The sequence below is a fragment of the Haloferax sp. Atlit-4N genome, assembly GCF_003383025.1.
Taxonomy (GTDB): Archaea; Halobacteriota; Halobacteria; order Halobacteriales; family Haloferacaceae; genus Haloferax; species Haloferax gibbonsii.
Genome location: NZ_PSYY01000003.1, coordinates 121,699 through 135,335, shown reverse-complemented (window position 1 = coordinate 135,335; position 13,637 = coordinate 121,699). Strand labels below are relative to the sequence as shown.

General features: G+C 66.2%; 14 protein-coding genes. 7 read left to right on the top strand and 7 right to left on the bottom strand.

The genetic code is table 11. The features are described from left to right. Positions 1-35: 35 nt before the first annotated feature. The gene (locus C5C07_RS16080; RefSeq protein WP_115805545.1) at positions 36-911 is read right to left on the bottom strand and encodes a hypothetical protein; all 876 of its coding nucleotides are present in this window, start codon (positions 909-911) and stop codon (positions 36-38) included. A gap of 131 nt (positions 912-1,042) precedes the next feature. Between C5C07_RS16080 and C5C07_RS16075 the strand changes: the two genes are divergently transcribed. The 3 genes from C5C07_RS16075 to C5C07_RS16065 all read left to right on the top strand — a co-directional run bounded on the left by C5C07_RS16075 (position 1,043) and on the right by C5C07_RS16065 (position 3,255). Continuing rightward, the gene (locus tag C5C07_RS16075) at positions 1,043-2,227 is read left to right on the top strand and encodes an outer membrane lipoprotein carrier protein LolA (RefSeq protein WP_049913698.1); all 1,185 of its coding nucleotides are present in this window, start codon (positions 1,043-1,045) and stop codon (positions 2,225-2,227) included. A gap of 343 nt (positions 2,228-2,570) precedes the next feature. Then, positions 2,571-2,942 (top strand): helix-turn-helix domain-containing protein, encoded by a 372-nt coding sequence (locus C5C07_RS16070; RefSeq protein WP_008096768.1) that lies wholly within the window; start codon positions 2,571-2,573, stop codon positions 2,940-2,942. 1 nt (position 2,943) lies between these two features. Next, positions 2,944-3,255: a hypothetical protein gene (locus C5C07_RS16065; RefSeq protein WP_008096769.1), complete on the top strand. Its 312-nt coding sequence runs from the start codon at positions 2,944-2,946 to the stop codon at positions 3,253-3,255. Between the two features lie 110 nt (positions 3,256-3,365). On the opposite strand, the gene C5C07_RS16060 is transcribed toward C5C07_RS16065, so the two are convergent. Together C5C07_RS16060 and C5C07_RS16055 are read right to left on the bottom strand one after the other, a co-directional pair. After that, positions 3,366-4,796: a DUF6498-containing protein gene (locus tag C5C07_RS16060; RefSeq protein ID WP_115805544.1), complete on the bottom strand. Its 1,431-nt coding sequence runs from the start codon at positions 4,794-4,796 to the stop codon at positions 3,366-3,368. A 73-nt stretch (positions 4,797-4,869) separates the two neighbouring features. Next, positions 4,870-5,217, bottom strand: coding sequence for a hypothetical protein (locus tag C5C07_RS16055; RefSeq protein ID WP_115805543.1), 348 nt, complete (start codon positions 5,215-5,217; stop codon positions 4,870-4,872). Positions 5,218-5,337: 120 nt separating this feature from the next. Between C5C07_RS16055 and C5C07_RS16050 the strand changes: the two genes are divergently transcribed. From C5C07_RS16050 to C5C07_RS16035, 4 genes are all read left to right on the top strand, one after another. Continuing rightward, positions 5,338-6,624, top strand: coding sequence for a DUF6498-containing protein (locus C5C07_RS16050; RefSeq protein WP_233510416.1), 1,287 nt, complete (start codon positions 5,338-5,340; stop codon positions 6,622-6,624). 167 nt (positions 6,625-6,791) lie between these two features. After that, the gene (locus C5C07_RS16045; RefSeq protein ID WP_115805541.1) at positions 6,792-8,057 is read left to right on the top strand and encodes a hypothetical protein; all 1,266 of its coding nucleotides are present in this window, start codon (positions 6,792-6,794) and stop codon (positions 8,055-8,057) included. Further along, the gene (locus C5C07_RS16040) at positions 8,054-8,716 is read left to right on the top strand and encodes an ABC transporter ATP-binding protein (RefSeq protein ID WP_049968655.1); all 663 of its coding nucleotides are present in this window, start codon (positions 8,054-8,056) and stop codon (positions 8,714-8,716) included. Before C5C07_RS16045 ends, C5C07_RS16040 begins: the two co-directional genes overlap by 4 nt. A gap of 38 nt (positions 8,717-8,754) precedes the next feature. Further along, positions 8,755-9,846, top strand: coding sequence for an ABC transporter permease (locus tag C5C07_RS16035; RefSeq protein ID WP_233510415.1), 1,092 nt, complete (start codon positions 8,755-8,757; stop codon positions 9,844-9,846). Positions 9,847-9,933: 87 nt separating this feature from the next. On the opposite strand, the gene C5C07_RS16030 is transcribed toward C5C07_RS16035, so the two are convergent. The 4 genes from C5C07_RS16030 to C5C07_RS16015 are packed head-to-tail and all read right to left on the bottom strand — an operon-like array spanning position 9,934 to position 13,596. Then, positions 9,934-10,674 carry an ABC transporter ATP-binding protein gene (locus C5C07_RS16030; protein WP_115805539.1) on the bottom strand — a complete coding sequence of 247 codons (741 nt, stop codon included), beginning with the start codon at positions 10,672-10,674 and terminating at the stop codon, positions 9,934-9,936. Beyond that, on the bottom strand, positions 10,674-11,555 hold the full coding sequence (locus C5C07_RS16025; protein WP_115805538.1) for an ABC transporter permease: 882 nt from the start codon (positions 11,553-11,555) through the stop codon (positions 10,674-10,676). The genes C5C07_RS16030 and C5C07_RS16025 overlap by 1 nt, the downstream gene beginning before the upstream one ends. Continuing rightward, entirely contained in the window at positions 11,552-12,490 is a 939-nt protein-coding gene (locus C5C07_RS16020; RefSeq protein WP_115805537.1) for an ABC transporter permease, read from the bottom strand. Before C5C07_RS16020 ends, C5C07_RS16025 begins: the two co-directional genes overlap by 4 nt. 2 nt (positions 12,491-12,492) lie before the next feature. Further along, positions 12,493-13,596, bottom strand: a complete 1,104-nt coding sequence (locus C5C07_RS16015) for an extracellular solute-binding protein (RefSeq protein WP_115805536.1) — start codon at positions 13,594-13,596, stop codon at positions 12,493-12,495. Between the last annotated feature and the right edge of the window lie 41 nt (positions 13,597-13,637).

Genomic DNA, 13,637 nt, shown 5'->3' with positions numbered 1-13,637 from the left:
AACGGACGAGAGAGCGTCGCTGCTCGGGCGGTGAGTCACCCGTCAACGAACCGACCGACGAGCGTCGTCTCGGCGACGAACGCCAGATAGCCAGCGAGCGCGACCGACCCGACGACGGGAATCGCCGGCACGACGACCGACGAGCCGAGGAACACCGAGACGCCGACGACGGCGAGGGCGAGCGTCACAAGTCCAACCGCGAGCGACAGCGAGAGCGCCGACACCAGGAGCAGGACGAGGTACTCGCGCGCTCGGTCGCCCGCGCGGTCGCCTTCTGTCCGGGCGTAGCCGGCGGCGGCACCGACGCACGCGGCCGCGACGATTCCGGCACCGCCATTGAGACTGTAGTTCGTCTGCGTCGCCAGAAGATACCACGAGTAGACGACGAAGCCGAACACCCCGACCAGCACGCCGGTACAGCCGCCCGCGGCCCCGCCGACGAGTCGGTTTCGCCGCTTTCGGTACCACCCCGCCTCGGCGCGGTAGGCGAGGAGCGACGCGCCCGCGAAGACCGAAAGCGCCGTGAGCGTCGGGAGGACGAAGTACGGGACCGTGAACAGACGCTCGTCGAGGACCAACTGAAACACAGCGGTCGGGACGATAGCCAGCGCCCAGCCGACGAACAGCGCCCCGACGAAAACGACCCGCTTGCGGTGTGCCGACGCCGACGCGGCCGATCGTCCACTCGTCACCCAGCGATAGCCGCCGAAGCCGCCGACGAGGAGGCCGAGTGGGGCGGCGAACTGAATCGAGACCACCCAGTCGGGTGGGAACGCGACACCCGTCGTCGCGCGGTAGTAGTTCCGAAGGAATCGGCCGAGCGTGTCGAGGACGAACGCTTGGACGAGTCCCCACTGGAAGGCGCAGAGCCACGCCCGCCTTCGGGTTGCGGAGCTAGTGGAGGGCGACATGTCCCGGCCATCTCACCCGCGAAGGGAGTAGCTATCGGTCCGCTCGGGTTTCGAACGCCCCCGTCGTCCAGAAGTATTTAGCCGTCGGCCCCCCGACACGCAGTCGAACTCCCTGTCAGAGTGCTCCCAGTATGACTCGCCCTCCACTCCGACCCAACCGACGTACACTCGCCGTGTTCGTGCTCGTCGCCGTCGCGCTCCCCGCGGTCCTCTGGACGACGGGCGGCGCGATAGGCGACGCGAGCCCCTCGGTCGACGCGAACGTAACCGAGCGCTACCGCGCAACCGACGCGCTCACCGGAACGCAGACGGTCGAGATTCGAACCGATGGAACGGTCACGTCTCGAACCGTCGCCGACGTGACGCTCGTCCCGGAGACGGAACGGAAGCGCGTTCACTTTCGGAACGCGGCGAACCGACAGTACGACCGGCAGGTCTCGAACGGCTCGACGCTCTGGCTTCACGACACTGACCGGGACACCGTGACCGCCATCGAGCTGACGGGCCCACCGACCGAGTCGCGGACGGCCGAGCGACTCCAACTCCTCGTCGCGGCCGCGGGGCTGACCGACGACGCCGGTCGCCCGCAGTCAATCGGCGTGTCGCCGCTACCCGTCGTACCGCGACATGCCGGTGCCGCCCCGCAGGCTGACGCGAATCACAGCTACGTCGTCGAATTCGTCGAGACCGACACCGTCGACGGGCGCGAGGCGTACGTCATCGATATCGCGCCCGAGGCGAATCGAAGCGAGGCGGGCTACCACCAGCGGCTGTGGCTCGACGCCGAGCGGTTCTACCCGCTTCGCAAACAGACGTCGTGGACGGCAGACGGGTCCCGACGCTCTGTGACGACCACGTACACGAACGTCACGTTCGATGCAGCCGTGTCGGCGGACGCGTTCCGGCCGGAAATCGGTGCGAACACGACCGTCGAGCGACCGAACACGCCGAACACGGAGTGGTTCCGGAGCAGGGCCGACCTGGAAGCGCGGAGTTCGGTTTCGGTCCCCGAGCCGACGGTCCCGCCCGCGTTCGAACTGGTCTACGCCACGCGGACCACCGGTCGCATCGACGGGGTCGGACTCCGCTACGCCGCCGGCGGCCGCGAACTCACGGTCGCGAAGTTCAACTACACGCTGGACATCGACGCCGACGAGCGCGACGCGACGGTGGGCGGCCGGCCGGCGACTATCGACTACGGTCCGACCACCTCGGTGTCGTGGAACTGCGACGGCTACGGCTACACCGTTCGCGGGACCGGCGTCGAGACGGACCGCCTCGTCGAAGTCGGTCGCTCGGTCGGCTGTCCCGCCTGAAACCGCGCGAGTTTCTGGGTCAGAAACTGGCCCCCTTTTTATATTATCTCCCGGCGCATCGGTTGAACTGCGATGGGCCCCGCCGAACCGACACCGTACTGCCCTCCCGAGCAGTACCGTTCTGTGCCCTCTGACAGCACTCCGGCACCCATCGCGGTCATCGCTGACGCGACAGTCCCTCCACAGCATCGCCGTACTGCCCCGCAGTATCCCCGCGCTAACCCGCAGCCCCACCGTGCTATCCCGACAGCCCCATCGTACACCCGTCCCGAATCGGTCGCCGCGACCAACAGGGGTGGAAACCCATGGGCCTATTAGTCCGACGAGCAGTCATTCGACCACCGTGAGTGAGGAACCGGCGCTGGGCGATATTCTCGACCTCCTCAGCGACGAGTACGCCCGGGACATCCTCGCAGCGACGAGTACCAAACCAATGTCCGCACAAGAGCTTGCCGACGAGTGTGAGATGTCCAAACCGACGGTCTACCGTCGGGTGGAACGATTACAAGCGTACGGACTCCTCGACGAACAGACCGAGATTCGAACCAGTAACAACCACTACAGCGTCTACGCCGCCACGCTCTCCGAGTTCTCCGTGGAACTAGACGACGGGTCGTTCGAGTCGTCGCTGACGCGCACCGACGACGAGTCGTTCCCCGGCCAGGGGGAGACCGACACCGCAGACCGGTTCAAACGGATGTGGGAGGACCTCTGAGATGACGACGCTATCCGCGGTCCTCGACTGGCTCATCGTCTCGCTCGCTCTCGGGTCGACGCTCGTCGGGAGCTACGTCGGCTATCAGGCCTATCGCGGCTACCGCCGTCACGACAGCCGGACGATGCGGTCGCTCTCCGCCGGTCTGTTCCTCCTCACGGCCGTCGCGTTCGGCGTCGCCTTCGTCGGGTCGGTGCTCCTGCGCGAGGGCTACATCGGCCTCCAGTACCAACAGCCGCTCACGCTCGTCACGCGGCTGTTTCAGTTCTGTGGCGTCGTGCTCATCGCCTACTCGTTACATTCGCGAGGGTAGTCCGTCCCCGGGTCGTCTCGGGCGGCCTCGTCGGGGCTCTACTCGTTCACTCACGCGTCTTCTTCTCCGCACTTTTTGGTTCGCTCACAAACCGCTCTGGTCGTCTCGCCTCACGAGTGCGCGAGCTTCCAGAACCCCTTGGGGACGATGGCGAAAACCGGGAACAGGAACAGCGCGGGCAACCAACTCGTGGACGGACCGAGCGGGGTGACAATCACGGTGACGACGCCGATCGCGGTGAGGACGACCGAAGCGATGGCGGCCCCGACGAACCGGCGGTCGAGCGGCGGGAGGTCGGTCGAGCCGACCGGGAGGTCGAGCGCTTCGACGAACTCCCCGGCGTCAGCAACAGGCCCGAGCGTGCGTTCCGTCTCGTCGTCGCCCCAGCCGACCGTCGCCGCGATGGTTCGCGTTCCGAGGTAGCGGTCGGTGGGTCGAGTCGCCACGACCTCGGCGTCGCGGAGGTCGCCGACCGCCGTCGCCCACTGCGACTCGTTCGTCAGGCGGTCGTGAACGACGAGGCGGTCGCCGAAACGTCGGTAGGTCAGCCACCCGCTCGCGAGCACGCTCTCGACGATATCGCCGACGAGCATGAACGCGAGGAGGCAGAGCCCGAAGAGACCGAACCCGACCCAGACCGCGAGCGAGGTGGTCCCCTCGACGACGAACGCGGCCCCGCCGATCCAGACCATCGCGGCCATGGTGACGTAGAACGGTCCCGTCGTGGTGACTGCGCGCCAGACCGCGGCCGCGACCACCGCGCGACGGTCCGCGTCGATTGCGACCGAGGGGCGGCCGCTGGGAACGTCGACCTCGTCGCGGGTCGCGTCGCTGTCGGGGCCGGAGAGCCAACTCGTAAGCCGGCCGCCGCCGCCCTGCTCTGCGCGGAAGCCAGACCACTCGAAGAGTACTTTCACGAACACGAACCCCACGAGCGCGACTGTCGCGCCGCCGAGGATGACGACGAACAGGAAACACGCGAGAAACATCGCTTGCCGGGCGGGAATCTCGACGAGGGCGTACGGAGAGCGCTCCGCGTATCGGTTCCCCCGGAGGAACGTGGCGGTGGTCTCGCCGGCCTGCCCGACGACGAGCGCGGCGACGCTGACGACCGCCTCCGGGCGGGCGAGTACGTCGAGCACCGAGATGACCTCCGAGAGCGGCGCGAGGAGGAAGACGCCGACCCACGCGCCGCCGCCGATGACGGCGGTCGCAAAGGGGACGTTACGCGGGTACACCGGCGGGAGCCGGTCGTGGATGGTGACGCTTCCGCGCTTGTCGATGAGGTCGTTTTCCGACAGGCTGAAGACGCCGTCCTCGCGGGACGAGGTCGGCGGCCGGCCGGCGAACAGCGCCTTCACGCCCGAAAGCGGGAACAAAAACAGCAGTTCGAGGACGTAGACCGCGAGGAGCGTCCCGGGGTTCCAGCCGAACCACAGCACACCGGCGAGCGGGAGGAGATTTGCCGAGAGCACCGGGAGGAACCCGATGCCGGCGGGTAGAGACGAAGTCGGGGCGTCGCCGTACCGTGGAGGGGCCATCGGATGTGTCGTTTCGGTCATCCGGTCATATATCTGATGAAACCCGTCCTCCAACCGCCTCGACGGCGCGCCACTACTCGGGGAGCGACTCGTAGTCGGCGACCGTGAGCGCCTGTCCGAAGAACATCAGACCGATTCCGGTGATTCCAGCCGGGACCGAGAGGGAGAGCAGCAGCGAGAAACTGAGCGCGCCGATGCCGCCCCCGATCGCACCCCGCTTTCGGTCGCTCCAGCGTTGGTCTCCGAACCGGAAGAGTCGCTTCCACCCGTCGCGGTGACGGAGGACGAGCGCGGTCGTCGCCGCGTACAGCGGAGCGATTGCCACGGGAAACAATCCCGGCGCGTCGGGGGCCGAGACGGCCACACCGGCGACAACGAGGCCGACGACGAGGGAGGCGAGGTATCGAATGGAGGGACGCACGCGTTCTAGATAATTTGTTGACAACATCAATCTTTTTTCCGGGCGCGGAAACGCGGTTCCGACCGCCCGACGCGAGTCAGACCACCTAACTGCCCCGGGGGAAATGTCTCTCTATCAACAATGCTCACACCCAGCGAGAGACGACGAGCGAAGGTGGCGGTGTTGATGGCGGTCAACGCCGTCCCGCTCGTCGGCGTGCTCGCGCTCGACTGGTCGCTCGTGGCGCTGTTGGCGGTCTACTGGGTCGAACTCGGCGCGTGCCTCGTCGGTGCCGCGGTGAAAGCGCTGTTCGCGGAGGGCAAGCCGACTTACAACGCGGACGGCTTCTCGTGGCTCGTGTTCGGTGCCCTGTCGGAAAAGCGCGGGCGAATCAGTCTCCCCGTCCTACCGCTGTCGATTCAGGTCGCGAATCTCCCGGCCATCCTGATGACCCTCGCCGTCGGCAGCGTGGGCTGGGCCCTCTTCGGTGCAATCGGTGTCGGGGGTGTCGGGGAGACCACGGGCACGGCGATGACCGACGCCGAAACACTCTCCGTCGGCCTGGGAGTCGTCGCCGTCGTCTTCGGCCGAGCCGTCGACGTGGGTCGGTACTTACTCGGTGGAACCTACGCGTCGGTCCCGCCGCAGCAGCCGCTTCGGTCGGCGCTCACGTCGATGGCCGGGACCGGCTCGGCGCTCCTCATCGGCGGGGGGTTCGTCATCGCGGGTGCACCCCCGCCGTTCGTGCTGGCGTTCGTGCTCGCGGTGAAACTGCTCGCCGACATCGTCGGCGTCTACCGCGACCGACTGGAGGCGTTCGACGAGCGCACGTCGGTCGAACTCGGATTCGCTCCCGACACTCCCGAGTGGGAGCGAATCGAGAGCTCGCGGGACGGGTCCGAAATCGTCCGACCGAAGCCCGCGGCCGTCGTCGTGGGTGGGGTCGTCCGCGGGCTCCGCTCCCCGCTCGCGCTCGTACTGGGTGGGGCGCTGACGCTGTTTGGCCTGCTCAGCACCGCGACGACCGACGGCGTCGCGGTCGAACTGCTCGGGGGAGCGGTGGTAGTCGCTGGGGCGTTCACCGCGCTGGGCGTCTTCGACTGGTCGTTCCGGTATCTGGCGATGGAGTACCGCACCGCCAGCGAAGAAATCGGGGGTGAGAAACTCGTCGGCTACGACCGACTGCTCGGGCCACAATGGCGACTCTCCCGCGAGTCGCGCGCCGAGATGGAGCGCGCTCGGACTGTCACCGACCGACTGTTCGGAACCGAGACGCTCCGGGTGGAACGCGACGGTCGAGAGTACCGACTTCCCCACCTCCCGCCGGACGCCGCGGGAATTGGCGGGCAGTCGCCGAGTGTCGCCCGAGAGTTCCGCTTGGTGTCGGAGCCCTCGAAACCGCACGCGGGGAACGAGGGTCGGGGGTGAAGTAGATTAGTCAACCAGAAAATAATTAACAGTAGACATTTTTTGGTTACACGAATGCGGAACGTAGCCCTCCACCACAACTCCAAACGGCACCGTACGAAACAGGGTGCCGCGTTAGTCGCATCGACCGCTGAGTCCCCGAACTACCCCTCATCGAGAGGGAGTGTATGAGACGAACACGAGTCGTTTCGCTCGCGCTGCTGCTCGCCGTCGTCGTGAACGCCGGCGTCGCCTCCGTCGGTCTCACCTCGGCCGAGCAGGCGAAGGCGTCGATATCCGGCGCTTACGTCTCGACGGAGAACCCTTCGCCGGGACAGCAGTTCACCGTGACGACGAACGTCACGAACGTCGCGACGAGCTCCGATAGCATCACGCTGACCGACATGTACGTGCGCTCCGTCAGCGGCACGGAGGAACACGCTCGGGTCGAGGATGTTGGGTCGATATCACCCGGGAACACGCTCTCCGTGCCCCTCTCGCTGTCGCTTTCGGACGTCGGTACCCACAATCTCCGGGTTCACGCCGTCGTCAGGTCCGACAGCGGTGACACCCAGCATCTGAAGTACCCGCTTTTGATCACCGTCACGAAGCGGAGTTCGGTCATGGTCTCGGTGCAGGCGTCCGAGCCGACGGCCAACACCGACACGCCGGTCAACGTGACGGTTGCCAACGGCGATTCCAACGCGATTTCGACCGTTCGGCTGCAGCTCTCCGGCAACGGGTCCGTCGTGGACCCCGAACGAGTGACCGGTTCTATCGACCCCGGTGTCGACCGGACGTTCCGATACAACGTGACGTTCGAAGAGGCCGGACCGAAGACGCTCAACGCGACGGCGACCTACACCACGAACGACGGGTCTCCGAAGACAGTCTCCGACGAAACCGTGTTCAGCGTGGTCAACGAGTCCGATGAGGACCAACTCGAAGGGAGAATCCAACTCGTCGGCGTCGAGACGTCGGGTGACGGCATCGTCACGATCCAGGGCGACGCCGCCAACGTCGGCGGGACGAACGTCAAGTCCGTCCTGTTGCGCGTCGAGGACACGGCGTCGGTGAGTCCGATGGGCGCGTCCGGCGAGTACTTCGTCGGCGCGGTCAACGACAGTAAGTTCGATACGTTCGAGCTGATAACGCGAACGAAGAGCGACGCGACGGAGGTCCCGATTCGCGTTCGGTATCTCGTCGACGGCGAGCGCCGGACCGACACCGTGACAGTCAACCTCAGTTCGACGAGCGCCGGCGCGGGAGCCGCGGCGGGACCGGCTCCGAACATGGGCGGTCCGAATCAGGCAGGGGCCGGCCCTTCCGACAGACGTTCACAGCCACAGCCCCGGTCGGGTGGTGCGCTCGGCGGTCTCGGCGGGCTTGTCCTGCCTCTCGTCGCCGTTGTCGCGCTCGGCGGCGGCGCGTACGTCCTCTGGAAGCGACGATGAGCGTCATCGAACTCTCCGACGTCGTGAAACGATACAATAACGGGGACGAGGAGATAGCGGCGCTGAAAGGCGTTGACCTCGCGGTCAACCGCGGTGAGATGGTCGCGATTATCGGCCCCTCCGGGTCCGGGAAGAGCACGCTGTTGAACGTCATCGGCCTACTCGACACGCCGACTGAGGGCACAGTCACCCTCGACGGTCAAGACGTGACGGACCTCGGGACCGACGGACTCACCGACCACCGTCGGGAGAGTATCGGCTTCGTGTTTCAGGCGTACCACCTGCTTCCGATTTTCACCGCGGTAGAGAACGTTACTGTCCCCTCGATGTGGGACTCGACCGTCGACCGGACGGACCGAGCGAGAGAACTGCTCGACCGCGTCGGTCTCGGTGAGCGCCTCTCGCACAAGCCGAATCAGCTCTCGGGCGGCCAACAGCAGCGTGTCGCCATCGCTCGCGCCCTCGTGAACGAACCGCACATCATCCTCGCGGACGAGCCGACGGGCAACCTCGACCAAGACACCGGTGCGACCATCCTCGACGAACTGACCCGAATGAAAAACGAGGAGAACGTCGCCATCGCGGCGGTCACGCACGACGAACAGTTGACGAACTACGCCGACCGGACGGTCGAACTGGTCGACGGAGTCAGGCGGTGAGCTGAGTGGACCCCAGACAGAGATTCCCGAGCGTCGTCATGGCCTGGCGGAACCTGTGGCGTAACAGGCTTCGGACCGTCTTAGCGGCGCTCGGAATCGTCATCGGTGTGGTCGCCATCGCCGGACTCGGTATCACCGGCTCGGCGCTCAGGTACGGGACGGCCCAGCAGTTCAGCGACATCACGAACCAGGCGACGGTCATGCCCGGAGAGGACGCCGACCAGCGACACCTGACGGAAGCGCAGGTCAGCGCCATCAGGGAGGTCGCCTCGAACGCGACGGTGATTCCCATCAAGGAAGGGAGCCTCCAAGCCTCGTCGCACACCGCCGAGACCTATACGAGAATCGAGCAGGTGACCCATCCGAGCGACCTGTATAGCGCCCACCGAGGGACGATTCCACAGCCGTTCCGCACGGGCGTTCTGTTGAACAACGAGACGGCGGCGCAGCTGAACGTCACGGTCGGCGACCTCGTCATCGTCGGAGACCAGTCGTACAAGGTCCGCGCGATTCTCGCGGAGGGCGGCATCGGCTTCCGCTCCAGCGGCGTCGTGGTCTCGCCGCCGGCGCTCGACAAACAGGGCTACTCCTCGGTGACGATTATCGCCGAGGACGGCGACGCGGCCCAGCACCTTGCCAACGCGACGGAGGCCCGGTTCAACACCGGCGAGGAAGTCGTCCGAACGTCGTCGTTCGGTGGCCTCAATCAGCGCGTCGGCTCGCTGTTCAGCACTCTGAACCTGGTGCTTCTCGGCATCGGCTCGATATCGCTCGTCGTCGCCGGCGTGAGCATCCTGAACATCATGCTGATGAGCACTATCGAACGCCGGAGCGAAATCGGCGTGCTCCGCGCGGTCGGCGTCCGCCGACAGGACGTTCTCCGGATGATTCTCACGGAGGCGACGCTGCTGGGACTCATCGGCGGCGCGGTCGGTGCCGCGCTGTCGGCGCTCATCGGCGCGGTCCTGTACAACGCGCTCTACAGCTCGCCGATGCTCGTGTTCCGGTGGGCGAGCGCGAGATACCTGCTCATCGGCTTCGGGTTCGGCGCGTTCGCGAGCGTTCTCAGCGGCATCTATCCGGCGTGGAAAGCCGCCAACAAGCGCCCGGTCGAAGCGATTCGAAGCTAGCGCTAGCGGGTCGGTGCCGCGGTCGGACCGAGGTGACCGTGTCCTCGGCTTTTCGCCGTCCACAACCGCGTCTCTTGCCCCCGCGAATCACCACCTAACGAACGGAAGGTCCGGCGCGTCGAGCGCGACGAACTCCGAGACGAACTCGTTCGCCGGCGACTCGTATATCTCACGGGGCGTTCCGACCTGCTCGACGCGACCCTCGCTCAATACGGCGACCCGGTCGCACATCACCATCGCCTCCTCCTGGTCGTGGGTGACGTAGAGTCCGGTGACGTCCAACTCCGCCAGTAGCGCGCCGATTTCCGTCCGCAGGCGCGCCTTCAGTTGGGCGTCGAGCCCCGTCATCGGCTCGTCCAACAGGAGGATGTTCGGCTCGATAGCGAGCGCGCGCGCCAGCCCGACGCGCTGTTGCTGGCCGCCGGAGAGCGTCGTCGGGTCGCGGTCGCCCATCTCGCCGATGTCGAGCATTTCGAGCAGTTCCTCGGCCCGATTCCGCCGCTCGCGCTTCCCGACGCCTCGCATCTTCAGCCCGAACGCGACGTTCTCGGCGACGGTCATGTTGTCGAACAGGGCGTACTCTTGGAACACCAACCCGACGTTTCGGTTCTCCGGGGGGACGTTCGTCACGTCCTCGCCGTCGAACCTGACCGTCCCGTCGGTCGGCGTCTCGAAGCCGGCGACGGTTCGAAGCGTCGTCGTCTTCCCGCACCCCGAGGGGCCGAGCACGCCCAGAATCTCGCCGTCCGAGACGGTAAGCGAAACGCCGTCCAGCGCCGTCGTGTCGTCGTAGTCCTTTCGGACCGCGTTTAGTGTCACGTCTGCCATTAGCTACCTCTGGTGTCGAATCCGCGGCGACCGACCCGCTGTAGGAGGAGGGTGACCGCGACGATGATGAAAAAGAACATCGACACGGCTGCCGCCGCCTTGGTGAACGAGCTGTTCGAGATGTGTCGCTGCAAGAAGAGCGCCAGCGGCTGGGTACCTTTCGCCCAGACGATGTACGAGAAGTTGAACTCCGCGGCCGCGAGCGCCCAACAGATAATGGCTCCCGAGACGATACCCGAGCGGGCGTTCGGTACGATGACCGTCAGAAACGTCCGCGGCCACGACGCGCCCAGCGAGCGAGCCGATTCCTCCAGTTGCCGCAGCGGCATCGACTCGAACTCGCTTTGGACTGCCATCACCATGAACGGCGCTTTCAAGAGCGAGTAGCCGACGATGAGCCCGAAGCTCGTCGCCGAGAGGTCCGGATACGCCCGGAGGAACGCGACGCCCAAGATGACACCCGGCACGAGCGGGAGCACCGAGACGGCGTTGACCCACTCTTTCCCCGGGAACTCGTAGCGAGCGACCGCGTACGCGATGGGGACGCCGACGACGAGGTTGATGAGGACGCCGCCGAGCGCCAGCCCGATGCTGAACGCCAACTCTGTCGGGACCAACACCGTCAGCGTCTCGCCGCCGAGCGGGAGCCTGAACAGGGGGCGCCATCCCATGCTGCGCTGTGAGCCAATCGTGTCCGCGAGCCCCAGCACCGCCCGCCAGTTCTCGAAGGTGACGAACCCCGATGGGAGGACACCGGTCCAACTCGTCGCGAACGAGGCGACGACGGTGAGGACGATGGGTGCGATGAGGAACGCGACCGTCGCGAACAGGGCCAGCGTCACGATAGACCGCCCGAATCGACGCGAGAGGGACAACGTCATATCCCGACCTCCGCGCTGGTGTACCGAAGTCCGAGAACGGTGAACAGGAACGTGAACGCGAAGTAGACGGTCGCCATCGCACCGGCGACCTGCACGTCGTAGCCGACGCCGAGTTCCCGCGAGAGCTGGAGCGTCCAAACGACGAGCGTCTGGATGACGACGAGCGTCCCGAAAATCGCTAGTCCCGTCCGGAACGTGAGAATCAGCGCGCCGGTGATGCCCGGTCGAATCTGCGGGAGCGTGACGTACCGAAACGTCTCGAACGGCGTCGCACCGAGCGCCTGGGCTGCCTCCTCGGCGGCCGAGTCGACCTCGGCGTACGTCCCGCGGAGGATGAGCGTCGCGCGCGGCACCATCGAGTACACGAAGGCGACGAACAGTCCCGGGACGCTGACCGCGAACGCAAGGTCGGTGGGTCGAGCCCCGGTGAGGGCGGCCGTGACCGCGGTGACGACGCCGTTGTTCCCGAACAGCACCAGAATCATGAACGCGGCGACGATGCCGGGGAGACTGATGGGAAACGAGACGAGCGTGACGAGGAGGTCCTCGCCGGGGAGGTCATATTTTTCGAGGGCGTGCGCGATGGGGACGGCGAGTCCGACCGAGACGAGCGTCGTCCCGGTGGCCAGCCACAGGGAGTTGAACGCCACCTGTCGGTAGTAGGGGTCGCCGAACAGCGTCGCGTAGGCGTCGAGCGAGAACCCGACCGACCGGTACTGGGCCGTCGAGACGCTGATGCGAACGACTTCGGAGAGGGGATACAGGCCCGCGACGAGCAGAAGCACCGAAAACGGCGCGCACAGCGCGACGATGCGGCGGTACTCGCGCTCTCGCTCGGTGACGGGGTTCGCGACGGTTTCGAACGCGCCGACCACCCGCGCCGTGAGCGCCCGGAGCGTCGAGAGCGGACTGTTCTCGGCGTGTCGGTCGGACATCCTCAGATGTTCGCGCCGCGCGTTATCTCTCGGATGATGTCCTCCTGCCGGTCGACCAACTGACCGTAGTCGACTTGGAACTCCGTCCGGTCGTACTCGGCAGGGTCGATGAACTCGTCGGGAAGCTCCAGCTCCGAGGAGCGAATCGGCCTGACGTAGGCGTCGAGGAACTGCTGTTGGCCCTCCAGCGAGAGGACGTAGTCCATGAACAGCTTGCCCGCCGCCGGATTCGGCGCGCCCTCCAAGAGCGCGTAGCCGTACGGCATGTTGAGCGCGCCCTTATTGCCGTTTTCGCCGCCCAAGAGCGCGACGCCGACGTTCTCCTCTGCGACCTCGTCGTTGTTGTACTTGAGGTCGAGCCCGGAGTAGTCGTACCGGACGAACGTCGCGTACTCCCCGCGGGAGAACTGCGCGAGGAAGTTGTCGGTGAACTCTGCGCCGCCCTCCTGAATCCGCTCGTAGTAGTCGATGACGGGCTGAAGGTCGTCCATGCTGCCGCCGCGGGCGTTGTTGACCGACAGCGCCGCCGCGAGCCCGACCGCCGCCTGCGGGGTCTGGAGTGCGAGGTCCTGCATGATTTCGGGCTGGAGCAGGTCCTCCCACGTGGTCGGCTCGTCGAGGCCGCGTTCCTCGTAGATGTCCTTCCGGTAGGTCACGGCCGTCGTTACCCGGCGGGTCGCCGTGACGTGCCCGTCGTCGGTCTTGAGCGTGTCCGGCACTTTGTCCCACCCCTGCGGCTTGTACGCCTGTGTAAAGCCCTCGTTCCGGGCGACGATGCCGTAGGTGTAGCCGCCGTTGTACCCGGAGTGAGTCATGTTGTTCGAGTGCGAGCGCATGTGTTGGAGCGCCTCGCCCGACGAGCGATCGTCGTCGTGGACCGCCACGCCGTAGGAATCCTCGAACGACTGCATAAGCGACGGCCAGTTCATCCACCCGGACTGCACGCAGTAGAAGTACAGCGTATCGGGGAACGCGGTGGCCTCGATGTTCGTCTGGAAGTCCTGATACCCGACCTCGTACGTCTCCGCGTCGCCGCCGCCGGAGCCAGTCGAAGAGGCGTCACGTTCGGAATTACTCGTCGTCAGACAGCCGGCGAGACCCGCCAACGCCGCGGCAGAACCCCCGATGAAACTTCTCCTGGTTGATA